Annotated in this window: 24 protein-coding genes; 12 read left to right on the forward strand and 12 right to left on the reverse strand. The window is 33.9% G+C overall.

Annotated features, from left to right (window positions below):
* The 9 genes from dnaA to F8M42_RS00045 all read left to right on the forward strand — a co-directional run bounded on the left by dnaA (nt 1) and on the right by F8M42_RS00045 (nt 10,279).
* Complete coding sequence (gene dnaA, locus F8M42_RS00005) at nt 1-1,416, forward strand: chromosomal replication initiator protein DnaA (RefSeq protein WP_182187401.1); 1,416 nt, start codon at nt 1-3, stop codon at nt 1,414-1,416.
* A 243-nt stretch (nt 1,417-1,659) separates the two neighbouring features.
* Nucleotides 1,660-2,778 carry a DNA polymerase III subunit beta gene (dnaN, locus tag F8M42_RS00010; RefSeq protein ID WP_182187402.1) on the forward strand — a complete coding sequence of 373 codons (1,119 nt, stop codon included), beginning with the start codon at nt 1,660-1,662 and terminating at the stop codon, nt 2,776-2,778.
* Between the two features lie 82 nt (nt 2,779-2,860).
* Nucleotides 2,861-3,967 carry a DNA replication/repair protein RecF gene (recF, locus tag F8M42_RS00015; RefSeq protein ID WP_182187403.1) on the forward strand — a complete coding sequence of 369 codons (1,107 nt, stop codon included), beginning with the start codon at nt 2,861-2,863 and terminating at the stop codon, nt 3,965-3,967.
* Nucleotides 3,968-4,876, forward strand: coding sequence for a DUF721 domain-containing protein (locus F8M42_RS00020; RefSeq protein ID WP_182187404.1), 909 nt, complete (start codon nt 3,968-3,970; stop codon nt 4,874-4,876).
* A complete protein-coding gene (gene remB / locus F8M42_RS00025) occupies nt 4,876-5,133 on the forward strand; it encodes an extracellular matrix regulator RemB (RefSeq protein ID WP_182188555.1) in 258 nt (85 codons plus the stop codon). The genes F8M42_RS00020 and remB overlap by 1 nt, the downstream gene beginning before the upstream one ends.
* Complete coding sequence (locus F8M42_RS00030) at nt 5,134-6,096, forward strand: glycosyltransferase family 8 protein (RefSeq protein ID WP_182187405.1); 963 nt, start codon at nt 5,134-5,136, stop codon at nt 6,094-6,096.
* Between the two features lie 248 nt (nt 6,097-6,344).
* Nucleotides 6,345-7,514: an ADP-forming succinate--CoA ligase subunit beta gene (sucC, locus tag F8M42_RS00035; RefSeq protein WP_182187406.1), complete on the forward strand. Its 1,170-nt coding sequence runs from the start codon at nt 6,345-6,347 to the stop codon at nt 7,512-7,514.
* Nucleotides 7,515-7,535: 21 nt separating this feature from the next.
* Nucleotides 7,536-8,438 (forward strand): succinate--CoA ligase subunit alpha, encoded by a 903-nt coding sequence (gene sucD / locus F8M42_RS00040; RefSeq protein WP_182187407.1) that lies wholly within the window; start codon nt 7,536-7,538, stop codon nt 8,436-8,438.
* 227 nt (nt 8,439-8,665) lie between these two features.
* Nucleotides 8,666-10,279 (forward strand): peptide chain release factor 3, encoded by a 1,614-nt coding sequence (locus tag F8M42_RS00045; RefSeq protein ID WP_182187408.1) that lies wholly within the window; start codon nt 8,666-8,668, stop codon nt 10,277-10,279.
* Between the two features lie 76 nt (nt 10,280-10,355).
* Here F8M42_RS00045 and F8M42_RS00050 read toward each other — a convergent pair whose 3' ends face one another.
* The 10 genes from F8M42_RS00050 to rhaB all read right to left on the reverse strand — a co-directional run bounded on the left by F8M42_RS00050 (nt 10,356) and on the right by rhaB (nt 20,544).
* Nucleotides 10,356-11,228: an aldose 1-epimerase family protein gene (locus tag F8M42_RS00050; RefSeq protein WP_182187409.1), complete on the reverse strand. Its 873-nt coding sequence runs from the start codon at nt 11,226-11,228 to the stop codon at nt 10,356-10,358.
* 212 nt (nt 11,229-11,440) lie between these two features.
* Nucleotides 11,441-12,766: an AMP-binding protein gene (locus tag F8M42_RS00055; RefSeq protein ID WP_182187410.1), complete on the reverse strand. Its 1,326-nt coding sequence runs from the start codon at nt 12,764-12,766 to the stop codon at nt 11,441-11,443.
* A 1-nt stretch (nt 12,767) separates the two neighbouring features.
* On the reverse strand, nt 12,768-13,913 hold the full coding sequence (locus tag F8M42_RS00060) for an acetyl-CoA C-acyltransferase (protein ID WP_182187411.1): 1,146 nt from the start codon (nt 13,911-13,913) through the stop codon (nt 12,768-12,770).
* Between the two features lies 1 nt (nt 13,914).
* On the reverse strand, nt 13,915-14,463 hold the full coding sequence (locus F8M42_RS00065) for a biotin transporter BioY (protein ID WP_196596286.1): 549 nt from the start codon (nt 14,461-14,463) through the stop codon (nt 13,915-13,917).
* On the reverse strand, nt 14,456-15,025 hold the full coding sequence (locus F8M42_RS00070) for a hypothetical protein (protein ID WP_182187412.1): 570 nt from the start codon (nt 15,023-15,025) through the stop codon (nt 14,456-14,458). The genes F8M42_RS00065 and F8M42_RS00070 overlap by 8 nt, the downstream gene beginning before the upstream one ends.
* A 218-nt stretch (nt 15,026-15,243) precedes the next feature.
* On the reverse strand, nt 15,244-15,561 hold the full coding sequence (locus tag F8M42_RS00075) for an L-rhamnose mutarotase (protein WP_182187413.1): 318 nt from the start codon (nt 15,559-15,561) through the stop codon (nt 15,244-15,246).
* A 28-nt stretch (nt 15,562-15,589) separates the two neighbouring features.
* On the reverse strand, nt 15,590-16,873 hold the full coding sequence (locus tag F8M42_RS00080; protein ID WP_182187414.1) for an MFS transporter: 1,284 nt from the start codon (nt 16,871-16,873) through the stop codon (nt 15,590-15,592).
* A gap of 138 nt (nt 16,874-17,011) precedes the next feature.
* Nucleotides 17,012-17,830: a rhamnulose-1-phosphate aldolase gene (rhaD, locus tag F8M42_RS00085; RefSeq protein WP_182187415.1), complete on the reverse strand. Its 819-nt coding sequence runs from the start codon at nt 17,828-17,830 to the stop codon at nt 17,012-17,014.
* Between the two features lie 33 nt (nt 17,831-17,863).
* Nucleotides 17,864-19,099 carry an L-rhamnose isomerase gene (locus F8M42_RS00090; RefSeq protein WP_182187416.1) on the reverse strand — a complete coding sequence of 412 codons (1,236 nt, stop codon included), beginning with the start codon at nt 19,097-19,099 and terminating at the stop codon, nt 17,864-17,866.
* Nucleotides 19,100-19,119: 20 nt separating this feature from the next.
* The gene (gene rhaB / locus F8M42_RS00095; protein WP_182187417.1) at nt 19,120-20,544 is read right to left on the reverse strand and encodes a rhamnulokinase; all 1,425 of its coding nucleotides are present in this window, start codon (nt 20,542-20,544) and stop codon (nt 19,120-19,122) included.
* A 317-nt stretch (nt 20,545-20,861) separates the two neighbouring features.
* Here rhaB and F8M42_RS00100 point away from each other — a divergent pair, with 317 nt between their 5' ends.
* Nucleotides 20,862-21,617: a DeoR/GlpR family DNA-binding transcription regulator gene (locus F8M42_RS00100; protein WP_182187418.1), complete on the forward strand. Its 756-nt coding sequence runs from the start codon at nt 20,862-20,864 to the stop codon at nt 21,615-21,617.
* A gap of 23 nt (nt 21,618-21,640) precedes the next feature.
* On the opposite strand, the gene F8M42_RS00105 is transcribed toward F8M42_RS00100, so the two are convergent.
* Nucleotides 21,641-22,345: a flagellar brake protein gene (locus F8M42_RS00105; protein ID WP_182187419.1), complete on the reverse strand. Its 705-nt coding sequence runs from the start codon at nt 22,343-22,345 to the stop codon at nt 21,641-21,643.
* A 95-nt stretch (nt 22,346-22,440) separates the two neighbouring features.
* On the reverse strand, nt 22,441-23,310 hold the full coding sequence (locus F8M42_RS00110) for a LysR family transcriptional regulator (RefSeq protein ID WP_182187420.1): 870 nt from the start codon (nt 23,308-23,310) through the stop codon (nt 22,441-22,443).
* 130 nt (nt 23,311-23,440) lie between these two features.
* On the opposite strand from F8M42_RS00110, the gene F8M42_RS00115 reads away from it, so the two are divergent.
* Both F8M42_RS00115 and F8M42_RS00120 read left to right on the forward strand, forming a co-directional pair.
* Nucleotides 23,441-25,183: an ABC transporter ATP-binding protein gene (locus F8M42_RS00115; RefSeq protein ID WP_182187421.1), complete on the forward strand. Its 1,743-nt coding sequence runs from the start codon at nt 23,441-23,443 to the stop codon at nt 25,181-25,183.
* Nucleotides 25,180-26,925, forward strand: coding sequence for an ABC transporter ATP-binding protein (locus F8M42_RS00120; protein WP_182187422.1), 1,746 nt, complete (start codon nt 25,180-25,182; stop codon nt 26,923-26,925). The genes F8M42_RS00115 and F8M42_RS00120 overlap by 4 nt, the downstream gene beginning before the upstream one ends.
* Nucleotides 26,926-26,987: the final 62 nt, after the last annotated feature.

Here is a 26,987-nt window from a genome sequence, read left to right on the forward strand (position 1 = left end):
ATGGAGACCGCACAATTACATGCTACTTGGGAAGAAATTCTAAAAAAATTAGAAAACTCACTCTCTCAAATGGTATGCGATACATGGCTAAGACCTATAAAACCAATAAACCTCACTACTACTTCATTAGAATTAGGAACTCCAACAGATTTTTCCAAAGACTGGATAGAAAAACATTATATGCAGCTCATAATAGATGCCAGTTATGAAGTAACAAAAGCTAAATTAGACATAATAATAACCAGTTTTCATTTTCAAGATGAAACCCCTGAAGAAGCTGAACCTCAAATACCGCTTATATATCCCACAAATTCTCCTGCCCATAAGGAAGAAACTTCCACAATAAATTCACGACCAAATATATCTCCTCTGCCAATAACTCCTGGTGATTCATCCTCTTTAAATCCCAAATATACCTTTGAAACATTTGTCACCGGCAACTCAAATAGATTTGCACACGCAGCCGCCTTGGCAGTCGCGGAATCACCAGCTAAAGTCTATAACCCATTTTTTATGTACGGCGGTGTTGGTCTGGGAAAAACTCACTTAATGCATGCTATCGGACACAAAATATTAAAAAATAATCCTGATATGCGCGTTTTATATATTTCCAGCGAAAAATTTACCAACGAACTGATAAATTCCATTCGCGACGGAAAACCAGAAGCTTTCCGACAAAAATATAGAAATATCGATGTTCTGCTCGTTGATGATATACAATTTTTATCAAAAAAAGAACATACACAAGAAGAGTTTTTTCATACTTTCAATACACTGCATGATGCTAATAAGCAAATAATAATATCAAGCGATCGTCATCCACGTGAAATCCAAACACTTGAAGATCGTCTGCGCTCACGTTTTGAATGGGGACTTATCACCGATATTCAAGCACCGGATCTTGAAACTCGAATCGCAATATTAAAGAAAAAAGCCTTATTGGAAAACTTAACCGTACCAAACGACGTAATGGTATACATAGCCAGCCGCATTGACAATAATATTAGAGAACTTGAAGGCGCACTTACTCGTGTAATGGCTTTTGCTTCACTAAATAAACAAGTAATAACCAAAGAACTCGCAGCAGAAGCCCTAAAAAATGTTTTCACCAATAATGAAAACCGTACTGTAACTTTAGAATTAGTACAAGAAATCGTGTCATCATATTTCAAAATCGACATATCTGAATTAGTAGCTAAAAAAAGAACCAGAAATCTGGCTTTTCCACGTCAAATAGCTATGTATTTATGCCGTGAATTAACCGATGCATCCCTGCCGCGCATTGGTGAAATATTCGGTGGCAGAGATCATACCACAGTTATACATGCCAATGATAAAATAAGCCAGGAAAGAAAAACTAATCACAAATTAGATAATACCATCAAAGAATTAATAAGCCGTATACAAAATATATAAGCTTAATTATCCACAAAATGTGAATAATTCATGTATAAGATGTAAAATAAATGTGGATAAAAATAATAATCCCCATAATTTGTTAATATGTGGATTACCTATATCAACTTATCCACACATTATGAACAACAAAAAATCTTACTACTCAACAACAAACTATACTTATCAACATTATCACAGCCCCTATGACTATTACTACTAACCTTATATATGTATATAATAATAATAAATAAGGAGAACAAAATGAAATTTACCTGCCCTAAAAATGAAATCACCAAAGCTATACAAATCAACACAAAAGCCATATCAAACAAACCACAAATGCCAATATTATCAGGCATATATATTCACGCAGAAAACAATACCCTAAGCATAGAAACAACTGATTATGATATAGGCATCATTTGTAAAATAACAGCAAATGTACAAGAAGAAGGAGCCATTGTCGTTCCTGGCCGATACTTTTCTGATGTAATAAAAACACTTCCAGGAGATACAATTGAATTATCATCAAACAATGAACAAAATACTATAACAATAAAGTCTAACACTGCTAAATTTAACTTATTAAGTATGTCTGCCACTGATTTTCCCAAGATACAAAAACTTGAAAGTGACAACAATATAACCATCAGAAGTAATATTCTTACAGATTTGATAAGAAAAACATCTTTTGCCTGTTCTTCAGAAATGGTACGCCCAATATTTACCGGTTGTCTATTGGAATTAAACAATATTGAATTAACAATGGCAGCAACTAATACCCATCGTTTAGCGGTCAAAAAAGAAATAATGGACAATAATGATATTACAGTTTCTTCAAAATTAATCATTCCAGCAAAAATATTAAATGATTTATCATCATTATTAAATGCTGACATTCCAATAAATATTGATATTACTTATTCACATAATCAAATCAGTTTTACTTACGAAAATATTTATATTGTCTCCCGCTTAATAGAAGGACAATTTCCTGATTATACCAATGTAATCCCTCCAAGTTTTGATACTGTAGCTACAATTCGAACACATGATTTGCAAGAAGCTATTGATCGAGTATCATTAATATCCCGATCCAATCAATATAATATAATAAACCTTGATTTTACAGCAGAAAATCTTCTATTATCATCAAATAACCCAGAAATCGGCAAAGCTGAAGAAAATATATCAATCAAATTAAATGGACAGCCAATAAATATATCTTTTAATGCTAAATATATACTTGATGTGTTAAAATATATAGATACAGATGAATTGAATTTTTCTTTTAATCAACCAACTACTCCGGCATCAATAAAATCAATAAATGATGATATGTTCATTTATGTAGTTACACCTGTACGACAGAATAAATAAAAAAATTGCTTTTTGTGTAATTTTTGTTATTAAACATCTTTACACAAAAAGCAATTTTTTATAATTTTATTAGGAAATAACAATGCTTATAAATACTTTATTATTGAAAAATTTTCGTAATTATAAAGATCTTAAATTAGATTTATCACCATCATTAAATATATTTACTGGTGATAATGCTCAGGGAAAGACAAACATAATCGAATCAATTTATTATGCTGCCCTGGGAACATCGTATAGATTAAAAAATGATAACGATTTAATACATTGGCAGGAAGAAAAGGCCGCAATAAATATATGTTTTTCCAGGATAGACATAAAGAACAATATAAAATTTTTATTGACAAGGGGAAAAAGGAAACAAATCATATTAAATGGCGGAGTTATTCGTCAAAAAGATTTACCTGGGACGATAATGATAGTTTTATTTTCACCGGAAGATTTGATGTTAATAAAAGGATCACCAGCTTTACGCCGTAGATTTTTGGATATAGAATTATCACAGACAAATATATTTTATTATACTAACTTGGTAAAATATAATAGAGTAGTCACCCAACGAAATAATTTATTAAAAAAGATAAGGGAAGATCGACGGCTGTTGAATCAGCTCGATATGTGGGACAATCAGTTAATAGACAGCGCCGTTTTTATATGGAAAAGTCGATTTACTGCCATAAAAAAAATAGCTGTATATGCTGCTGAAATGCAGCAGGTTATATCTGATAATAAAGAGGAACTTAAGATTAATTATAAGATAAATAATATAAATAAATATAATGTATCAGACGATTTAAAAACTATTTTTAAAAATAATTTAATAAAAAACAAAGGTATTGATATAAAAAGAGGAACTACAAGTATTGGACCACATCATGATGATTTAGAATTAGAAATAAACAGCATCGATTTAAAAAATTTCGGTTCGCAAGGTCAGCAAAGGACAGCTGTTCTTGCATTAAAGTTAGCTGAATTAGAATATATGAAAAATATATCAGGACAGTATCCGATATTACTGTTAGATGATGTAATGAGTGAACTTGATGAAAAACGTCGTGAAAAAATGGTCAAATTTTTCCAAAATAAAAACATTCAGACATTTATTACAGGCACTGATGCAGTGATGTTTAGTAAAACAGCGGCTGTAAAACTTTATAATGTATCGGCGGGACAAGTAGAGGTGTTATAAATGATAAGAAGAAATAGTAAATCATTTGATTTTAAATCCGTAGGTCAAATAATTCCCAGGGCTATAAAACATCTTTCCAAAGCACCGGAGTATAAATTTTATCTTATTAAATTTTATTGGGAAAATATTGTTGGCAAAGAAATAGCAGCACATGCAATACCAAAAAATTTTGCCTTTGGTGTATTGTATATTGGGACATCCAGCAGTGTATGGGCTAATAATCTTTTATATATGAAATATGATATTTTGAATAAAATAAATACTATATTAAAATATAAAATAATAAAAGATATAAAATTTACTTATGGTAAAGCAGGAAGTAATAAAGAAATACCAGTTAAAATACTGCAAAAAAATGATATGAAAAAATTGCTTTCGGAAATTAATTTAACACTAGCCGAACAAGATAGTATAGATAAATGTTGTCGAAATATCAGGGATGAAGAGCTGGCAAAAAGAATAAAAAAAATTATGTCTACTCATAAAAAAATTGATAAAATAAAACTTATGCATGACTGGCATGAATGCAAGAAATGCCGGTCTTTATGTCCTGCACAGGAAGAATATTGTGATAATTGTAAGAGAATAAGAAAATCGCAAGAGGCTGTGCAGATACGTAAAATATTGATGACAAAACCGTGGGCTCGATATGCGGAAATAAATAGATATGTAAATTGCTCCAGAGAAATGGTAAATGATGCCAGAACGAGCTTAGTACAAAAATTGGCAGCGGATTTAAATATATCATCATATGATGATATACAGGTAAAAACATTGGTAATGCTTTATCGGGCTTTACCACCGGAACAAATTAATAATAAATTGGTGAAGGAAAATATAAATAAATTGAAATATGATTTAAAATATGATGAAATGAGAAAAATAACAAAAAAAGGGAGAATTAAGTGATGTTTTTGCATATTGGTTGTAATATATCCATACCTTTAAAAAATATAATTGTCATATATGATATAAAGAATAATGAAAATAATGAATTCATCGCTGCGATGAGAGATAAACATAAAGTGGTGGACGTATCACAAAGTTCTCCTAAATCATGTATTGTGACAGAAAAAAATATATATTTGTCATCAATTTCCTCAATAACGCTTTATAATCGTTCTTTTATTAATGAATTTTCAAAGGAAAACGGAGATTTTTCTTAGATGGTTAATAATGAAATAATACATATAGCACTGGGGGTCGATGATAAATATTTTGCTTATGCTGGTATTTTAATGACTTCTATTTTATTGAATTCATTTGATAATGAAATAATTTTTCATGTTGCAGTCAATGGTATGCTGTCTGATGAAAATATTAACAGGAAAAATAAATTTAATAATATTTATAAAAAAGCACAAATAAAAATATATGATTTATCACAGCAGATAAAAGACTTGCCAAATTTGTCCGCATATACAGATAAAAGATTTAATAAATCAATATTATTGCGGATATTCATCCCGAAAATATTACCTGATACTATAAAAAGAGTAATTTATCTCGATGCTGATATGCTTTGTATTGATAATATTAATTTTTTGTGGAAACTTGATATACCATATGAGTATATAATAGCAGCATGCCCATATAAAGAAAAAAATGGACAGGAACAAATAAAAAGATTAGGATTGCAGACTGATAAATATTTTAATTCTGGAATGATGATGATAAATTTACTGGCTTGGAAAAAATATAATATAACAGAAATAATCAGTGATTGTTATAAAAAGTTTTATGAATTTTTTCTTTTGCCTGACCAAGATGCTATAAATGTTGTTTTACAAAATAAAATTTATACTATTTCATATAAATTTAATCGTATGATTGCAGCAAATGATCCAACTCTGGATTTACGGGAAAAAGGTGATATTTTGTTGCATTTTGTAAATGACAGTAAACCTTGGATAAAGGGAAATACACCTGAAATGGAAAGATTATACAAATATTATGTAGCAAAATCACTTTGGTCTGATATTAAATTTATTGAACCGGAAACTTTAGAAATGATGCTTTTGGCTGGAAGAAACTATGAAGAGAAAAGAGATTTTGAAAGAGCGGCATATTATTATGGAAATACAGCAAAAAAACTGATGATAGAGCACTTGAAATATAAATATGAATAATAGTAATATAGAGTTACATTTATTTTATACATCTATTTAATTGTGTTATAATGATAAGAAATAAATTATAACAATATATATTTGGTAAGAATGCTGCCGATTAATTGAATTGGAAAGATCCTTTTAATTAAAAGTTTTTAAAATATAGTGTTTTATTATAGACTCTTTGAGTATTTACTATTTTGATAATAGTCAGATAATTTTTTTTGTTATTTGATTAATTAAATTTTATAGATTGGGGTGTTTAAATGAATATTCATGAATATCAGGGGAAAGAAATTCTTCGCTCCTACGGTGTTTCTGTTCCTGTAGGAAAGCCGGCTTTTTCGGTTGAAGAGGCAGCAAATGTAGCCAAAGAACTTGATTCAAAGGTAATTGTTGTTAAGGCACAAATTCATGCTGGAGGACGCGGTAAGGCTGGTGGTGTAAAAATTGCCAAATCAATTGATGAAGTAAAAAATTATGCCAAGGAATTATTGGGAAAAGTTCTTGTAACAAAGCAGACAGGACCTGAAGGAAAAAAAGTAAATCGTCTATTGGTCGAAACCGGCTGTAAAATAAAAAAAGAATTATATTTGAGTTTTACAGTTGATCGCACCACAGCTCAGACTGTTATGATAGGTTCTGAAGCAGGCGGAATGGAAATAGAAGAAGTAGCTTCATCTACTCCAGAAAAGATATTAAAAGAATATATTGATCCATTTATTGGTTTAGCACCTTTTCAGGCGCGCCGTATGGCGTTCAGACTTAATATAGAACCTGCTCTTGTTAATAAAGCGGCTGCTTTAATGATGGGATTATATAGAGTTTTCGTTGATAAAGATTGTTCCTTGGCAGAAACAAATCCGTTTGTTTTAACTGAGGACGGTAATGTTATGGCACTTGATATTAAGCTTAATTTTGATGATAGCGCTTTGTATCGGCATAAGGATATAACAGAATTAAGAGATGAAAGCGAAGAAGACTCCAAAGAAAGAGAAGCTGCTGCTTTAGGCCTTAATTATGTAAATTTAGGTGGCAATGTGGCTTGTATGGTAAACGGTGCCGGATTGGCTATGGCAACCGTAGATATAATTAAACATTATGGTGGAGAACCAGCTAACTTTTTGGATGTCGGCGGGCAGGGTTCAGCTGAAGATGATGCTAAAGCTTTTAAGATAATGACCGAAGACGGTCAGGCAAAGGGAATTTTTGTTAATATATTTGGTGGTATTAATAAATGTGACATAATTGCTGAAGGGATAATAGAAGCAAATAAAATGCTTGATTTAAAGATTCCTATAGTTGTTCGTCTTGATGGAACGAATGTAAAAGAAGGACGGGAAATTCTCAGAAAAGCTAATATTCCTAATGTTATAATGGTAGAATCAATGACTGAAGGCGCAAAAAAAGTAGTAGAATTAGTAAAAGATGCATAATTGACGGAGGTGGAATTTTTAATGGGAATTTTTATTGATAAAAATACTAAAGTTATAGTACAGGGAATAACAGGTAAGCAGGCCTTATTTCATACTGATAATATGCTTAAATATGGAACTAAGATAGTTGCTGGCGTAACACCAGGTAAAGGCGGTCAGGTAGTAGAAGGTGTTCCGGTTTTTAATACGGTAGCTGAAGCTAAGAAAAAAACTGGCGCTAATGCTTCGGTAATTTTTGTGCCGGCTAAATTTGCGGCTGATAGTATACTTGAAGCTATAAATGCTGAATTGGATACAGTTGTATGTATAACAGAACATATTCCTGTTCAGGATATGATTAAAGTACGTCATTATTTAAAAGGTAAGAAAACTCGCATGATAGGACCTAACTGTCCTGGTATAATGACCACTGATGAATGTAATATCGGCATAATACCTGGATCTATCCATAAAAAAGGACATGTAGGAATTATTTCGCGCTCTGGTACTTTGACTTATGAAGCAATGTATCAGATGACTAATGCTGGAATAGGACAGACTACAATAATCGGTATAGGCGGTGACCCGGTAAAGGGAACGGACTTTATCGATGCATTGGAGGCTTTTAATAAAGATAATGAAACTGAAGCTGTATTAATGATCGGGGAAATTGGCGGTAATGCTGAAGAAGATGCAGCTGCCTGGATACATGCTAATATGAAAAAACCTGTGGCTGCTTTTATCAGTGGCCGTCAGGCTCCTCCGGGAAAACGCATGGGACATGCCGGTGCTATTATTTCTGGCGGCAAGGGATCTGCTGCCGATAAAATAAAAGCGCTGAATGCCGCTGGTATAGAAGTTGCTGATACAGTGGCTCATATGGGCGAAACTATGGTTAAGACTTTAAAAAAAGCCGGCATTTATGATGAATGTCACAATTGCTGACAGTTTATTATAAGTTAGTATAGATAATAATTAAGGCACAATAATTTTACTATAAATCTATAAAACTGTATTTAATACCAACTTTATAGATTTAGTTTAATTTTATTGTGTCTTTTTATATGATTAGGTGTAATGCAGTGCTTTTGTTATTTATTTATGATAAAATAGTAAAGTAAAATTTTAATAGGGAATATAAAAATGTTATATGAGTACAAAGGGAGATAGTAATGAAAGAGTTGCAAGATGAGATAAAGAAGCGCCGTACATTTGCAATAATATCGCATCCGGATGCTGGTAAGACAACACTTACAGAAAAATTATTGCTGTATGGGGGTGCTATTCATCTGGCAGGTTCAATAAAGTCAAGGAAAGCACAGCGTCACGCGGTGTCAGACTGGATGGAAATAGAAAAGCAGCGTGGTATTTCAGTAACATCCAGTGTGTTACAGTTTGATTATGGCGGATGTCGCATAAATATATTAGATACGCCTGGTCATCAGGATTTCAGTGAGGATACCTATCGTACTTTGATGGCGGTAGATAGTGCTGTAATGGTGATGGATGCAGCTAAAGGGATTGAAACTCAAACTAAGAAATTATTTAAAGTATGTAAGCAGCGCAATATACCAATATTTACTTTTGTTAATAAGTTGGATAGATTTGGTAAGGCACCGCTTGATTTGATGGATGAGATCGAAAATGTACTGGGGATAAGAGCTTACCCTATGAATTGGCCAATTGGGATTGACGGCAGGTATTGCGGTGTATATAATCGTATAAAAAATAATGTGGAATTATTTGCATCAGATGATAGTCATGGACAAAAAGAACGTGATTCGGTTGTATATTCGCTTGATGATGAAAAATTAATCGAAAATGTTGATACAGATATATATGAATCACTTATTGATGATATAGATTTGTTAAATGCTGCCGGTGAGAAATGGAATGACGAAAAGGTGGCTAAGGGTGAACTCACACCAATGTTTTTTGGCAGTGCCATGACTAATTTTGGGGTAAAAAATTTTTTGGAAGAATATTTGCGGTTAGCACCGTCACCTCAGCCTCATGAATCAACTAATGGCCTTATAATGCCTGATGATGATAAATTTTCAGCATTTGTATTTAAAATTCAGGCTAATATGAATCCGGCACATCATGACAGATTAGCCTTTATTCGTATTTGTTCAGGAAAATTTGAACGCAATATGCAGGTTTTGCAGGTAAGAAATGATAAGGTTATTAAACTTTCTCAGCCACAGCAGTTTTTGGCTCAAGACAGGCAAATAATTGATAACGCTTATCCTGGGGATATAGTCGGACTATTTGATCCTGGAATTTTTAGAATAGGTGATACTATTTGTGATGTAAAAAAGAAGTTTAGGTTTGCTGATTTTCCGGTATTTCCGCCAGAAAGATTTGCCCGCGTCGAAGCTAAAGATACGATGAAAAGAAAACAGTTTATCAAAGGAATTGCGCAGCTTACGCAAGAAGGGGCTGTACAATTATTTGAGCAGCCTGGTGCTGGTATGGAAAGTTATATAGTTGGAACTGTCGGTCAGTTGCAGTTTGATGTTTTGGAATATCGTTTGAAAAATGAATATAATGTTGATATAAATATTACGATGCAGCCGTTTGAAGTTGCCAGATGGTTAGAATTAAAAAATGGTATGGAAGTTACTCCAGAGTCGCTGCGTGGGGCCGATAGGGGCATGTTTGTTTATGATATGAAGAAACAGCCGGTTTTATTGGTCAGTAATGAATGGGCATTGGGCTGGATTATTGATAATAATCCGGATTTGCTGCTGCATAATGTTCCACCGGATAAACAAGAGGTATAGTTTTTGTATAATAATGGTATTTGAAAAATAAAGAACAAAGCTGTGAAGAGTTTTTCTGCAGCTTTGTTCTTTATTTTTAAAGATTTATTTCTATTTCATATTGTGTCGAAAAAGTACTGCCACCGGGTAAAGCATTACTAAAATCACGATCTTTTAGTTCCCCGGCAAAATTTTCCGCATCACAGCGTCCATACCATGGTTCCAGACAAATAAATGGGGCATTTTTATGAGCAGGTGACCATATACCTACTACAGGAGATTGAAAATGAATTGTCAAATATGGATCATTATCTTTATTGAGAAGTGCTATGGAATTTATTTGATAATTTTCTAAAATGTAAGCATCTTTATTAAATACATCTTTAGTAAATTGCCAGATACTGTCTTGTAAAATTAATGGATGAAATTCATCAGCTAATAAAGAATCCTTATTGACTAAACGATATGATAAAGATTTGTCAGTATTGAATTTTAAACGGCAAGTTTTTTCATTATCTGAAAAAGGACAGATAAATGCAGGATGGGCGCCAATTGAAAAATATAATAATTTTTTATCAGTATTGGTAACTTTCCAGGAAACAATTAATTTATTTTCTTGTAGTTCATATTCCTGGGTTAAATTAAATTTAAATGGATATATTGCATAAGATTGTTTGTCTTCGGTAAGCAAAAAAGAAAGTTTATTGTCCTTTTTTTCGATTAACTGAAATTCTTTGTCCCTGGCAAAACCGTGTTGGCTCATTTTATAAGTTTTACCATTATAACGATATTGCTGTTTATTTAAACGGCCAACAAAAGGGAAGAGTATGGGAGCGCTTCTTTTCCAGTAATCAGGATTACCAGACCATAAATATTCTTTGTTGTTGTGCAGTGAATAAAGAGATTTTAGTTCGGCACCTAAAGTATTTACTTTAATTTTTATATATTTATTTTGTAATTCATATAGCATTAATAAATGGCCTCCTATCATGAAAAATATAATTATAATATAAATTTATTATAATTATAGCATAATAGTAGTTAGAATAAAAAAAAGAGGCTGTATAATATGCTATTTTCTTTATCCGGCCTTGGGATGGCAGAAAATCGTGCGGCAGTGGCAGAGTGCAGCTTTATGAGGCTAATGTTGTTTAGGCGACAGTTTTTTTCTTTCTTGAATTTTCATAAAATCATCGATTGTAAAATTGATTTATCAAGTTTTCCACGATCATTTAGAGGGATTTTTTCTAAAAAATATATTTTTCCCGGAACTTCTACAGGATTAAAATTTTTCTGTATATATTGACGTATATGGTTTTTATTTATGTTTTTCCGGGGGATAATAAATGCTGCCAATTCAGCACCGCGTAATGAGTCTTTATATGGCAGAACAACTGCATCTTTGACTCCGAAAATTTTACGCAGATTTAATTGAATCTTGATACAGCTGATTTTGAAACCACCCTTATTAATCCAATTTTGCCGGCGTCCTTGAAATATCAGTTCTCCGTTTTTATTAATATAACCAAGATCATTTACAGTGTATGGCATTTTTAAACCAGTTACGTGATATTTCGTATTGACATAGATAATATTGTTTTTAGTGTAAATTTCCACACCTGGAAATGGTCGGCCAAGATTGCGGGAATCTCTATCTAAACTACGACATTCTGCATAGGTGATATAATTGAGCTCACTTGCTCCATAATAAAGAATAATTTGGGCATTAGTAAAATACTGATGCAAATTGTATAAATCTTTTTTATCTAATAATTGAGAACCGGTAAATATTAGATTTACGGTTACAATTTCCTTTTTACAAACCTGTAACAATAAACGTAATTTGCTGGGAACAAGATATAATACACTCACTTTACTGTCTGAAATAAGTTGAAGCCAACTGCGGCAATGAATAAAATTGCTGGTAATTATTTGCCCGCCTTCATATAAAACTGATAAGAAAGTATTCAGGTTTCCTGTAAAACTAAGGCTGCCTTGCAGAAAAACACGACTGTTTTTTTTTATTTTAAAAATGATATTTTGAATTGGGAAAAAATCAGCCCAGCTTGCATATGTCCTATACATTACCTTAGGCAATCCGCTGGAACCAGAGCTTAATACACCGAGGCAACAATCAATTTTTGGAATGATATTATCAAATATGAGAAAATTTTTTTCTAATCCTTTTGAGCCAAATTGTAAAATTCCCTGTAGATGATTTTTATTTATAATTCCTTGTATTTCTGATGATGATAAGCCTTTATGTAGTAATATAGGTATGTATCCTGCTGCTTGCACTGCAAAGAAAGAAATCACCTGCTGATAGAAATTTTGCGAAGAAATGAGCAGACGACTGCCAGATTTTAGTCCTGTGAATTTTATTTGTTGAAATAAAGTATCTGATTGTTGTTTTATTTGTCTATAAGTGTAACTTTCGTTGTCGATCTGGATAAAAATATCCGTTGGATGATTTATGTTTTTTTGTACTAGAAGCTGATAATAATCCATTTTATCTCCTACATTGTTCTATTAAAAAAGCTGCCCCCGTACCGCCTGCACCTGCTATAGCGGCAAGTCCGTACTTCCCTTGTGATATACATAGGCTGCGCATTAAATGTAATGCCAATATTGCACCGGATGCTCCATATGGGTGTCCATAAGCTAAAGCTCCGCCCAATTGATTATAATGTCCGGTAAGCTTTGGAAAACGTCGGGCAAATAATACATCAATGACGGCAAAGGCTTCGTTGAATTCGATGGAATCCATGTCATAATAAGATAAACTGTTATAAGTTAGAAGTGCGTCAGCGGCTCGCATAGCTCCGCGAGGACTTTCTTTTGGAGGTCCGGCTTTCTCTAGGGCATCTAAAAGACGAAAATTTGGTTTGATATTATTTTTTTTGCAATAATTTTCAGAACATAGAATAATAAAAGCCGCTCCATCATTGGTGTGGCAGGTATTTGCTGCTGTTATTGATGTGCCAGGTCCTAAAATAGGCGGCAGCCGATTCAATAACCGTTGGTTTATTTTGTCGTGCAGACCATTGTCTATTGACCAACCATTAATGGGCACGATATAGGATTCCAGTAATTTTTTGTCGCGCGCCAGACAGGCACGTTGATGGCTTTTAAGTACCCAATAGTCAAGCTCAGTTTTTTTTATCTGTTCAATTTGTACAACTCTTTCTGCCCCTTCCAGCATAACCATGGGTGAAAGTTCACCTGGTGAAAATTGAGCAGTTTTATAGCAACCGCCTGGTATCTGCATATAACGGTCGTCTTTTGTATCATAAATACGCAGTGGTTGTAGGGATGAACTTTCCATACCTCCGGCCAGAAATAAATCTCCATTTCCACAGGTGATTTTCATTCGAGCAATATCTATTGCAGCGGCAGAAGAAGCACATTGCATATCAATTGTACAGGCAGGCACATTATCAGAAATGCCAGCCTCCAATGACATGAGACGTGCTATATTGCCACCGGTACCGACTGCATTTCCGGCAAATATACCATCAATATTTTTAAGTTGGTATTTTTCAATTAGTTTTTGTAATACTTTTGCACCAAAATGTTCTGGTCGTATGTTGCGGAATTTTCCATTTTTAACTACTATAGGTGTACGAAGACCACCTAATATATATACATTTTTCATTTTAAATGTCCTTGGTAAATATTCTGTTGAGTTTTATACCAATCCAGGCAGCGGCAAAAGATTTTATGATATCACCAGGAATAAATGGAAATACCGCCATGACAAGTGCCTGCCAGATATTTATATGTAAAGACAGCATCATTCCTACAACTCCGCCAATATAAGTAATAGGGATACCAATGCATACTGCTGCAAGGAAGTAACGACGCAGTGAAATTAGATTGCCTTTTAATGAGCTGACTATTGGATATGCGACAGCGAATGCTAAAATAAATCCTCCTGTTGGACCTAAAATTTTTCCCAGACCGGCTGTACCACCTACAAAGACAGGTAATCCTACGATTCCAAGCAGAATATATCCTGAAATGACGATAAAAGTTTGTTTTGGTGTCAGCAGAAAAGCTGTTAAATTCATGACCAACGTAAGTGCTGTGACCATACCAGGGGTAAAAGGCAATGGAAAAGATATATATGCGGATACGCAGCATAGTGCAATACATACAGCCATTTTTGTTAAATTTCTTATAGAAAATAATGTCATTTTATCCATCAATGTCTCTCCTGTTTTTTGCTGGTTTGCCCATTATTAAATCAAAAACTTTCCTTTTTTTTGAGTATACTTCTACATGTTTTTTGTTTAATTGGTTCCAATAAAGCGACTGCCCGGCTAAAGCTGCATTATAAAAACGCATGGTAAGATCTTCAGAATCTATTACTGTATTTAATACTTCTGATAATAATAAAATACCTGGTATAATAGCATCAGGACCTTTATGTATAGGATTTTTGTCACCCATAGTTTGTACAAAATCAGTTATTTCTGTTGGTGAAAAAATTCGCCAGAATATGGCTGAAGCGGGGATATCGGTATTATTTAAGACAGTTCTTTGAGGTATGCAATGCAAAATAAGTGATGTTTCCAAACGTGCCTGCATGTTTCCTTTTTTCATGGTGCATGCGGTTTTTATAAAATGATGTCGTTTTTTTAGTATTGAAAGACCAGTTTCATTATATTTATTTTTTCCATATTGCCAATGCAGTTTTGCTATAGAAGAATTACTATATTGTTCTCCTTGCAATATAGTAAGTTGTTTGGCTAAGTCCATTAACATACGTATTCCTCCCTTAAAAATTTATTATACGAGTGAAAAACATTATAGTCAACCGTTTTACATTAACTGGTTTACTTAATATAAAAGCTGTTATTTGGGCAGACTTTTATAATATAAGGGGAAAATCGCATGAAATAAAAAACAGCCTATCAAGGTGATGCAATGATAGGTTGTTTTTGTAGGTATTTAAAATTGACAAATATGTGTTTAGTTAGATTTCAGGCAAGGAAAAATATTTGCTGCATCTTAGGCTGGGCTCCAGTTTGTGGGTCCATTTCCATAAGCATTACATCTTTCATATATTCATTCCATTTATCTACAATTGGACTGTCAGCTTGATATTTTTCAGCATAAGCGATACCTTTTTCGCATTCAAAATAACCAAAGACTTCATTACCGGTATTCCAGATGGTATAATTATTTATTCCTGCGTCTTTTAAAACTTGTTTCATTTCTGGCCAGATATTGGCGTGGCGTTTTTTGTATTCTGCCAGTTTACCGTTTTTTATTGTGGCTTTCCAAGCAAATCGTTCCATTTTTATATACTTCCTTTTTAATGACAGGTTATTGTACTTCATGTCCATAGCGTTCAATTTCAATCTGTTTAAGTGTTTTACCATTTGTATCAGGTGCCCATATAGTACCTACCAGCCAGCTGATAAAAGCAAAAGCGACCATAAGCATAGCTGCATATCTAAAGCCGAGAGAATTCATTATTACAGGTACACAAAAACCCCAGACGGCAGCTGCAATACGGGTGATGAAGAAAGTTAAACCTTGGGCTGTGGCACGATATTTGGTAGGAAAAAGTTCGGAACACCACAATTGATAAAAAGCCTGCTGTCCTGAACCGTTGTTTATACCGGCAAATATTGTAAACATAATGAGCATCCACATGCTGAGCATATCTGGCGGTAATACCCATACTCCCCAGCCAATGACATAGATACCGCCGATTATTGTGTATAAAAGACGGCGGCTTACTTTATCACCTAACTGCATAAAAATGAAATAAGTGCCTACAAATGAAATTACAAACGATCCGACTGACATTAGTTGGGACATACTGTTAGATAAATTACCTACATGTTCATATATATAGGGCATGAAAAATCCCCAGGTACTGGCACATAGATTCCATACTGAATACACTCCGCACAGAAATAAAACAGTTTTTAAATTTATACCGGATAATAGCGTGGAGTAAGATATTTTTTCTACTTTACCTTCGGCAAGAAGTTTTTCTTCGGCTAATTTGGCAGCACGCCAATCTTTTGATTCTGGCATTTTTAGACGTTGATACCATACCCAGGCTGCGACAATAATCAAATGACCAAATACGATTCGGCTGCCTATCATGCCATATTGATTTATCCAGGCTGAAATAAGTAAGACTACTGCCGGACCGAGGGCCCAGGCAAATTGAGCGGAACCGCAGTGTTTAGCCCGATTTTTGGCTGGGGCTTCTTCCGCAATTAAGGTCCAGGAAGCGACTATATCGGCACCTACACCAAGTCCTACGATAACATATCCGATTAGCAACATAGGATAATTAATACCGAAAACTATGAGAAGCATACCAATGATATAAATTAATAAATCGTAGGTATAGACGAATTTTCTGCCGTATTTATCACAAATTCTTCCGCCGATTAAGGCACCGACTGCTGCAGAACCAGCGTTTGAAGAAAGTGCCGCTAAAAGCCCCATCTGGTAGCCATCCATACCAAGATAGGCTTGCCATAAGCTTAACCCGGCAGCTCCGGCAACAATGGAACCGGCATCAATATAGCTGGTCATGGCAGCTAATATTGTTTTTTTCCAGGCAGAGGGTTCTTTATTGTCCATTATTAATCCCCATTTCTTTTATGAAATTATTAATATTTACTAAAATTATGAAAATAGAATAGTTAATAAATGCTGTGTTTATTTATATGGCTGTATGCAAAAATTATTTGATACAGTCATATAAATATTATTAAATGTTTAACTTAAAAAATTTTCATTGAGATGAATCTTAAAGGCTTCAGCTAAATCGCAAAAATTTTGGTTGCTGATAGTTTGTTTTTTTCCACCCATAGAGTGTACTTTAACTGATATTTCAGAAGCTTTTTCTATTGTATCCATAAAGCCGAAAGCTTCATCAAAATTATTACCGGCGCAAAATGTACCATGATGTGCCCAAATTACGGCATTATATTTTTTCATTAATTTGCCTGTAATATCGGCTATGGCTTTTCCACCGGGAACCATCCAGGGAATCACGCCTATACCTTCGGGAAATATAACAGGTACTTCTGTCATCATTTCCCATAATTCATGGGTAAATGTTTTACTATCCAAAGGTAAAATAAAAGTCAAAGCGATGGCATTTACCGGATGTGCATGATAAATAACTCTGTTTTTATCATTAGTTACAGTTTTTTTTATTCCATGGTTCATAAGGTGTGTAGGTAATTCACTGGTAGGTACGCCGCCATGTTCCAATCCCCAAATAATACTGTAATTTTTTCCTTTATCATCTATTTTTATGATTGCTATATTATCAGCCGGGCATAAAATCACATTTCTCATGTATTTTCCACTGCCGGTAACGAGAAAGTATTCTCCTGCTATATTAGGAACTTCGGTGCCAATAGGCTGCCAATTGGTTGCTGATTTTAATTCAGGCAATATTTTATTTATTTCATCATTTTTTATTCGATAACTGAGATTACCGCCATTCCTTTCGTGCCAGCCTTTTTTGAAAGCGTCATCTGTCAGGCGGATAAAATCTTGTATAAATTTTGCATCTGTAATAGGCATAGGTTGCTCCCTCTTTAATATGTGGTATAGTGATCAGCGATGGGAAAGAATATCATTTTCGTAACGTTTTATTTCTTTAAACCAGGATTTTTTCTGGGGAACATTTTGTATTTTACAATAATGATCCCAAACATCACCAAATGGATAGGTTTTGATTTCTTCCATTGAGGCCATAAGTTCTGTAAAATTACTTTCATCCTGCATTTTTTTCAAAGTTTTATGCGGCATTAAAAGAGCAAATAAAAGTGCTTTTTCCATGTTGCGCATTCCTATGACCCAGGCAGCGATACGATTAATGCTGGCATCAAAGAAATCAAGGCCAATAAATGTTCTGCCGAGAGCATCGCAGCGGACTAATTCCTTAGCTATTTCTTTTAATTCGTCATCAAATAAAATAACGTGGTCACTGTCCCAGCGTACCGGTCGGCTGACATGTAAAGCCAAGTATTTATTGAAGAGAAGCATTGTGGAAATTTTATCGGATACGGTTTCAGTAGGATGGAAATGACCGGTATCGAGCAGGCAAATTTTATTATTTTGTGCAGCATAGTTCATGTAGAATTCATGTGAACCTACAGTATAGGATTCTACACCAATGCCAAATACCTTACCTTCAATACTATCGACCATATATTTTTCATCATAATCAAGTTTAAATATTTCATCTAAAGAATTTTTCAAACGACTGCGTGGCCCCATTCTGTCGGCCGGTATGTCTTTATAACCATCAGGAATCCAGATATTGTTTAATGATGGCATTGATAATTCTTTGCCAAAATATGCAGCAATTTTACGGCTGGCTTTACAATGTTCTATCCAAAAATCACGAATAGATTTGTCAGGATTTGACAATGTAAGATTGTCAGATGCTTTAGGATGGGAAAATAATGTGGGGTTAAAATCCAGCCCAAGATGGTTTTCTTTGGCAAAATCTACCCAGGCTGCAAAATGCTTCGGTTCTAATTTGTCACGATCAATTTTTTCGTCAGTTATGGCATAAGAAGCATGGAGATTTAGTTTGTGGTTGCCGGGAATAAGTGATAAAGCTTCTTTGATATCACTCATTAATTCTTCAGGATTGCGGGCTCTGCCGGGATAATTACCGGTAGCTGATATTCCTCCGGTGAGTTGCGTAGAATCAAAACCGAGAACATCATCTCCCTGCCAGCAGTGCATGGATATGCGTACTTTTTTTAAAGTATCTATAGCCTTGTCTGCATCAACACCAATTTGTCCATAAGTTTCTTTTGCTGCATCAAAATTTGTCATTTTATACACTCTCCTGGTTATTAATTTTCAAAAGAAAATTCATCATTATTTACTTTCTTTACTTCAAAGGAACGCGCTATTATCATGCGAGCCTGAGGTAAATCAGAAAATTCTTTTGTTTTGAGCATTTGAACGGTAATATTACCAATTGCTGTAGCTTCTATAGGACCTGCATAAATGTTTTTTTTCGTATAATGAGCTGTAAGACGATTTAAAAATCTATCCTGGCAGCCTCCACCGACAACATATATAGATTTATAGGAATTATTGGTAATATCTTCGATTTGCTTAACTACAGTGCCATAGTATTTAGCCAGACTGTTGTAAATACAAAATAATAATTCACACTGTGTTTGTGGCTCTGGTTGATTGGTTCTGTGGCAATAATTGCTGACTGCTTTGATCATACTTTCAGGTGCCAGAAAAGAAGTGTCATTGACATCTACTATAGATTTAAAATAACGACCGATATATGCTAATGTAAAAAGTTCTTCATAGGTATATTTATGTTGAAATTCTTTCCTTATTGACTGCATCATCCATAATCCCATGATATTTTTAAGATAGCGATAGCGGTAATGATAACCACCTTCATTAGTGAAATTCAGCAGGCGGCTTTTTTCTGTGCAATCAGGAATAAGACGTTCAATTCCCATTAATGACCATGTACCAGAACTTATATAAATTGATTGATCGTTATTAGTGGGAACAGATATAACGGCTGAACCGGTATCATGAGTGGCCGGCAGGACAACTTCGCTGTTAAAGCCAATAAGTTTAGCAATATTGTCTTTGAACATGCCAACAGATTCTTTTGGTAAATGGAGCTTGCCAAAAATTTTTTTAGGGAATCCCAGCATATCAATCATTTTCCAATCCCAGTCTCGTTTATTGGCATTAACAAGTTGGGTTGTTGTTGCATTGGTGTATTCATTTTTTATTTGTCCTGTTAAAAGATAATTCAAATATTCCGGGATCATTAAAAAATGTTCGGCCTTTTTTAAAATTGATGATTGGTTTAATTTAATATAATATAAATGATAGATTGTATTTATCATCATTTTTTGTATACCGCTGCGTTTATATAATTCTTGTTCACTTATTATTTTATATACTTGATTATCCATGCCGTCAGTTCTGCTGTCGCGATAAGCAACGGCATCACCCAGCATGGATTTATTTTTATCCAAAAGAATAAAATCTACACCCCAGGTGTCAATGCCGATGCTTTTAGGTATTCGATTGAGTTCGCCGCATTTTTTTATGCCGGTCAAAACTTCATTGAATAATTTTTCTAAATCCCAGCAAAGATGACCGTTTTTATTTTTTAGATGGTTTTCAAAACGATAAATTTCTTCTATGCGTAATTTATCATTATCCATCCAGCCCAGAATATGGCGGCCGCTGGAAGCGCCAATATCAATAGCCAAATAGTATGATTTCACTAATAATACCTCATTCCGTTTGTTTATTTAATAAAATTAATATTTTCACATAATTTGAAATGATTTAATAGTAATATTATCTGTTATTTTGTTTGATTTTCTTTATTGATTAAATATTAATATTAAAATAACTATTTGTCAATATATTTATGTTGTTTTTTCTTCTTTTTTATTTGAAAATGTATTTTATCTAATGATTCAGTATTTGTGGCGCATTATATAATGATGTATAATGAAATAAATTGTTTAAAGCTATATTCATTGTATTTTTTATGTTGTTTTTTGTTTGATTTATCATATGAAATGAGGAGTATAATATGTTAGGGATAGAACGCCGTCAAAAGATACTTAGTAAAATACAACAAGAACGGAAAGTATATGTTAATGAATTAGCAGGCATATTTAACGTAACAGAAGAAACTGTAAGACGTGATTTGGAAAAATTGGAAAAACAAAAATTCTTACATCGTAGTTATGGCGGTGCGGTACTAAATGAGCATACTTATGATGATATTTCTTTTTCAAAACGGATAAATCTTAATCTTGGTGAAAAACAGAGGATCGCGCAAAAAGCCAGTGTTCTTATCAATGAAAAGGATTCTATAATGGTAGATGCCAGTACTACTTGTTTGGAAGTAGTGGAGCTGTTAAAAAATGAAAAAGATATAACGTGGATAACTAATTCGATAAAAATAGTTTATACATTGATTCATAGCAGCGCCAAAGTGATTGCCTGCGGGGGTACTTTGCGTAATCATTCTTATTCTTTGACCGGTGCAGATGCAATAGATATACTTAATAAGTATTGTGTTGACATTGCGCTTATTGGCTGCAAGGGAATATCAATGCAGCAGGGAATTACTGAATCTAATGAAGCAGAAAGTGTGGTAAAAAATAAAATGGTCGAACAAGCCAGAATAACGATTCTGCTTGCCGACCATTCAAAATTTGATAATAACGGTTTTGCTAAAACACTTGATTTTAAACAAATAGATTATTTGGTGACCGATGTGGAACCTTCGGATAAATGGGTAGATTTTTTAAAAAAGAAAGATATAAAACTTATATATTGATGATTTAAAATCTTTTAGGATAATCAGGTTTTTTGCTCTGCTTTTTTCTTAGCATTTTTTCTTATTTGAGCGAAAACGAAACGATTGATCTTTTCTCTGACTGGAAAAGCAATATCGATGAATTCTGTTCCAATAGAGTATAGATCCTTGGAATTTTTTACTTTTGAACAACGCATGACTTTGGCTTTTTGTCTGCATTTGTCGTTATCCAAAGAAATGAAATCAAGATTGATAATGATATAAGCTCCCGGTTTTATATAGGAATTGCTGTAAAAAGCCAGGCCACCGCCGCTTATATCAATAGTTTTAAAGGTATTTATCTGGATGGAAAAATTATTGGCAGTAAGTTCGGCGATTGTCTTTTTTTCATTTTTTTCAACTGTAAAAATAGTTATTGGGCGTTCCAATGATGCCCTGACAAATTTTCTGTTTTGTTCTCGCAGCAGTCTGTGAGGTGAACGGACACTCAGCGTAATTAAGTGTCCGTTTTTTATATAAGTGCACTTTTCCTGAAATACATAGCAGCATTCTTCAGTTTTCAATTTTACAGTGATGTCGTCATCTTTTTGGAAATGAAGGCTGGTTTTGTCATATTCTTCTGACAGACTAAAGTCAATCTCACTATTCATAATGAGTTTGATATTTGCCTTATAAAATATACTCTCATTATTACGGCTTAATTCAACGCTTAAGACTTTGTCCAAGACAGCTTTTATTTTATCAACCATGATAATCTCTCTCATCCATAAGAAATTTTTATTTAATACAATAATATAATAACATAAATTAAGGATGATTGACGAGTAGCAACGGAGAGATTGTATTATGATGCGGTAAAATATTCAATGAATTTTTCGGCTAAAAGAGATAAATATCTATCTTTCATCCAAATAGCGGTTATTTGTGTAGTTAAACTTTTTTCTTTGATAATTTTTATCCGTAGGTTTTCATGTGCAGCCAGGGTAACGGCAGAATGAGGTACAATAGCTACGCCATGTCCGGCGTTAGCCCAGAGTATGCTCGTCCGTGCATCGTCGTTTTTGCAAAAAATCAATGGTTTAAAACCATATTTTTCACAAGTATCATTGATAAGTTTTTCGAAACGACGGTAAATTATTAATGGTCGATTTTTTAATTCATCAATAGTAATGTTTGCTGAATTATTATTCCAATCATAGTTTTTATTCATGACAGCAGCCATGGGTTCTGCGGTGGAATATTTGCAGTTGAACAGAGAATTTTTGAATGGCGTGCGAACGATGCCGACTTCTATTATTCCTTTCATTAGAAGATCAATGAGAGTGTAAGTATTTCCTTCATGTATTTCGAATTTTACATCATTATATTCCTGATGAAATCGTGTCATACCTTTATTAAGCAGAATATTACCAGATGAAGATACTGTTCCAATGGTGAGTGTTCCACGGAAGCCATGTTTGAAATCATCAATTTCTTTTATCGTGGAATCAGTGAGATCAAGTATTTGTCTGGAACGGGCTGCCAGGATTTTTCCGGCATCAGTTAAAGTAATTTGCCGAGGTCCTCTTTTAAAAAGTTTGACGCCTAATTCATTTTCTAGAAGTTTTATTTGATGGCTTAAAGGTGGCTGGGACATGCAGAGTTTTTTTGCGGCAGCTGTAATTTGTCCCTCTTCGACTATTGTAAGAAAATAGTTCAATTGTCGTATATCCATTTTTTCTCCCATACTTTTAAAGTATAAAATACAGATAAAACAAATATTTTTAATATGGATTAGCTAATGATATAATCATACTAATAAAAGATGATATTGGCAATATATTAATGATTAAGGATCTGATGATGTGTTTAAATTGGCAGTTTTTCTTAAAGCGTATAAAAAGGAATGTATTGTGGGTCCTATTTTCAAGTTGTTTGAAGCCATATTAGAACTTATGCTGCCGACAATGATGGTGTTTGTTATAAATAATGGCGTGGCCAAACATGATCTTATATATGTACTTCATATGGGAGAATGGATGCTGGGAATGTCCGTTTTGGGTTTTTGCTGTTCTATGGTATGTCAATATTTTGCTGCACGTGCTTCGCAGGGGTTTGGGACTACCCTGCGAAATACGGTGTTCAATCACATTCAATCACTGTCTAATGCCGAGATTGATGGATTTGGTACGGCATCATTGATAAATAGAATTACCAATGACATTAATCAACTGCAGCTGGCAGTGGCGATGATGATCAGGCTGGTGGTAAGAACGCCTTTTATCTGCATTGGTGCAATAGTAATGTCGATGCTGCTGGATCTGCGATTATCTCTATTACTTTGGGGTGCAGCACCCATATTTGCGGCAATTCTTTATTATGTGGTAAAAAAATCATCTGTTCTTTATAGTTCTTATCAGAAAAAATTGGATCGTACAGCATCGGTAATAAGAGAAAATTTAGCAGGTGTGCGGGTAATAAGAGCTTTTTCCAATGTCAAACGAGAGAAAAAAAGGTTTTACAAAACAAATGATGACTTGATGGATAATGCTCTTTCCATCGGTAAGGTTTCAGCTCTTTTAAATCCTTTGACAACATTTGTTATGAATATGGTAATAATACTGATATTATGGATAGGAAGTTATCATATTGATACCGGTAATCTGGCTAAGGGTGAAATTATCGCGTTTGCCAATTATGTTACGCAGATTTTATTGGCGTTGATTGTTATTTCTAATTTAGTGGTGATTTTTACTAAGGCTTTTGCTTCGTCAAAACGGGTATGCCAGGTTCTTGATGCAGTATCATCTTTACCAAAGACGGATAACGGGTTACCAGAAAAAGATTCAATAATCAAAAATTGTGATTTTATTGAAATAAAGAATATGTTTTTTAAATATAGCAGTACAGGTGATATGGCTTTATCCAATATAAATGTGACGATAAAATGTGGTGAAACAGTCGGTATTATAGGCAGCACCGGTTCGGGTAAATCCACATTTGTTAATTTATTGCCGCGTTTTTATGATGTTTCTGAAGGGCAGATTTTTATTGAAGGCCGTGATGTACGTAAATGGCCATTATATAAATTGCGTAAAAAATTTGGTATTGTACCGCAAAAAGCAGTGCTTTTTACAGGAACTATTGAAGATAACCTGCGCTGGGGCAATGAAAATATAACAGATGAGAAATTGTCTGAAATCATTCGCACAGCTCAAGCCGCAGAATTTATTGATGAATTGCCGTTGGGGTTGAAAACTATGGTAGAACGAGGCGGAATGAATTTTTCTGGTGGACAGAAACAAAGACTGACCATTGCCCGGGCTTTGGCAGGTAATCCGGAAATACTTATTCTTGATGATTCAACGAGTGCACTTGATTTTGCTACAGATGCTGCTGTACGATCGGAAATAAGAAAGAATTATCAGAACACAACAGTATTTATAGTGTCGCAGCGAGCCAGTTCAATAAAATATGCTGATAAAATATTAGTGTTTGATGATGGAACTTTAACCGGATGTGGAAAACATGCCGAACTCATGCAGCAATGTCCTGTTTATCGTGAAATTTGCCTATCCCAGCTTTCTTCTGAGGAGGCATATGCATGAATAGATTAAATTCTGTTGCAATAAAGCGTTGTGTAGCTTATGTTGGCTATTATAAAAAATATTTTCTATTTTCTTTGTTGTCGGCTGTAATAAGCGTTATTGCCAGCCTGCTGGGGCCATTATACATAGGCCGTGCCATTGATGCAATGGTTGGTACGGGGACTGTTGAATTTTCAATTGTTTTTTCGATATTGAAACTGTTATTGATAATATATTTTTTAAATAGTTTTTTTACTTGGACACTTACTTATTTTACTAATGCAATATCTTATCGAACAGCTAATAGATTGCGTCATCAGATTTTTTCCAAGATAAATAGGCTGCCGATAAGTTTTTATGATAAAAATTCACATGGTGATATAGTAAGTCGTTTTGTAAATGATGTTGATGCTGTTTCTGATGGGATGGTACAGGGAATGGCAAATATGCTGACCGGTATTGTCACTATATTTGGTGCAGTGGGATTTATGGTATATATTAGTCCTAAAATGACGATTGTTGTAGTTTTTTCGGCTATGGGCACGTATTTCATGGCAAGGTTCATAACGAAGAAAACGCAAAGTTTATTCAAAGAACAGGCCCGTTATTTAGGACTGCTGAATGGTTATGCTGAAGAAGCTATTGCCGGACAGTATATAATAAAGGCCTTTGTTTATGAAAAGAAATCTTTGGATAAATTTGCCAAATTAAACCAACATTTATATGAAAAGGGTGTACGGGCACAATTTTTTGGTTCATTAACTAATCCGTCGACCCGATTGGTCAATAATATAACGTATACGATTATAGGTGTTATTGGCAGTGTTTTGGCTATCATTGGACAAATAACTGTGGGGGATATCGCCAGTTTTTTGATTTACTCTAGTTTATTTGCCAAACCATTCAATGATATTACGGCAGTATTCACTCAATTACAAAGTGCTGCCGCATCGGCCAAACGAATATTTTATATTTTAGATTTACATGAAGAAGAAGACAGGGCGTATAGTAAGTCAATGCGAATTTTTAATGGACAGGTGACTTTTGATCATGTAAGTTTTTCTTATAATGTTAAACAGCCATTAATAAATGATTTTAATTTGAATGTATCCCCAGGCAAACGAATAGCAATTGTTGGACATACCGGAGCCGGTAAGACTACTTTAGTAAACTTGTTGATGCGATTTTATGAATTAAATAAAGGTAGAATATTAATCGATAATGTGGATATAACAACTATGCCTAGAGATGAACTGCGTCATAATTTTGGTATGGTTTTGCAGGATACATGGCTGTTTACTGGCACAATACGGGAAAATATAGCTTATGGTATGCCTGACGCTGATAATAAACGGATAATAGAGGCTGCTAAGGCATCTGATGCACATAGTTTTATTCGTCGCTTACCTAATGGATATAGTACTTTTATTACGGATGCCGGTGCTAATTTGTCACAGGGGCAAAAGCAGCTTTTAACGATAGCGCGGATTATGCTTATTGATCCGCCAATGTTGATTTTAGATGAAGCGACGAGTAATATTGATACACGTACAGAATTGCGTATACAAAAAGCTTTTGTAAAAATGATGCGAGGACGGACGAGTTTTGTTATTGCTCATCGTTTATCAACAATTCGTGAGGCCGATGAAATTATAGTTATGGATAAAGGTCATATAGTTGAGTGCGGGACACATGATGAATTATTAAATATGAATGGAAAATATTCACAATTATATTATAGTCAATTTGTTCAACAAAATTAATTAGTCTATTTTCATATAATTTTCATATAAAGAAGGTAAAATGTAATAAATAAATTTTCAAA

It is taken from the genome of Pectinatus frisingensis, assembly GCF_014076555.1.
Classification (GTDB): Bacteria; Bacillota; Negativicutes; order Selenomonadales; family Selenomonadaceae; genus Pectinatus; species Pectinatus frisingensis.

Coding starts and splice junctions, on each gene's coding strand:
- F8M42_RS00110 (WP_182187420.1), bottom strand. CDS start 23,310: ATGGATATACGACAATTGAACTATTTTCTTACAATAGTCGAAGAGGGA.
- recF (WP_182187403.1), top strand. CDS start 2,861: ATGCTTATAAATACTTTATTATTGAAAAATTTTCGTAATTATAAAGAT.
- F8M42_RS00100 (WP_182187418.1), top strand. CDS start 20,862: ATGTTAGGGATAGAACGCCGTCAAAAGATACTTAGTAAAATACAACAA.
- F8M42_RS00075 (WP_182187413.1), bottom strand. CDS start 15,561: ATGGAACGATTTGCTTGGAAAGCCACAATAAAAAACGGTAAACTGGCA.
- F8M42_RS00060 (WP_182187411.1), bottom strand. CDS start 13,913: ATGAAAAATGTATATATATTAGGTGGTCTTCGTACACCTATAGTAGTT.
- sucD (WP_182187407.1), top strand. CDS start 7,536: ATGGGAATTTTTATTGATAAAAATACTAAAGTTATAGTACAGGGAATA.
- F8M42_RS00120 (WP_182187422.1), top strand. CDS start 25,180: ATGAATAGATTAAATTCTGTTGCAATAAAGCGTTGTGTAGCTTATGTT.
- F8M42_RS00055 (WP_182187410.1), bottom strand. CDS start 12,766: ATGGATTATTATCAGCTTCTAGTACAAAAAAACATAAATCATCCAACG.
- F8M42_RS00045 (WP_182187408.1), top strand. CDS start 8,666: ATGAAAGAGTTGCAAGATGAGATAAAGAAGCGCCGTACATTTGCAATA.
- rhaD (WP_182187415.1), bottom strand. CDS start 17,830: ATGCCTATTACAGATGCAAAATTTATACAAGATTTTATCCGCCTGACA.
- dnaN (WP_182187402.1), top strand. CDS start 1,660: ATGAAATTTACCTGCCCTAAAAATGAAATCACCAAAGCTATACAAATC.
- F8M42_RS00070 (WP_182187412.1), bottom strand. CDS start 15,025: ATGTTAATGGACTTAGCCAAACAACTTACTATATTGCAAGGAGAACAA.
- F8M42_RS00030 (WP_182187405.1), top strand. CDS start 5,134: ATGGTTAATAATGAAATAATACATATAGCACTGGGGGTCGATGATAAA.
- F8M42_RS00020 (WP_182187404.1), top strand. CDS start 3,968: ATGATAAGAAGAAATAGTAAATCATTTGATTTTAAATCCGTAGGTCAA.
- F8M42_RS00080 (WP_182187414.1), bottom strand. CDS start 16,873: ATGGACAATAAAGAACCCTCTGCCTGGAAAAAAACAATATTAGCTGCC.
- F8M42_RS00105 (WP_182187419.1), bottom strand. CDS start 22,345: ATGGTTGATAAAATAAAAGCTGTCTTGGACAAAGTCTTAAGCGTTGAA.
- F8M42_RS00090 (WP_182187416.1), bottom strand. CDS start 19,099: ATGACAAATTTTGATGCAGCAAAAGAAACTTATGGACAAATTGGTGTT.
- sucC (WP_182187406.1), top strand. CDS start 6,345: ATGAATATTCATGAATATCAGGGGAAAGAAATTCTTCGCTCCTACGGT.
- F8M42_RS00050 (WP_182187409.1), bottom strand. CDS start 11,228: ATGCTATATGAATTACAAAATAAATATATAAAAATTAAAGTAAATACT.
- remB (WP_182188555.1), top strand. CDS start 4,876: ATGTTTTTGCATATTGGTTGTAATATATCCATACCTTTAAAAAATATA.
- dnaA (WP_182187401.1), top strand. CDS start 1: ATGGAGACCGCACAATTACATGCTACTTGGGAAGAAATTCTAAAAAAA.
- F8M42_RS00065 (WP_196596286.1), bottom strand. CDS start 14,463: ATGGATAAAATGACATTATTTTCTATAAGAAATTTAACAAAAATGGCT.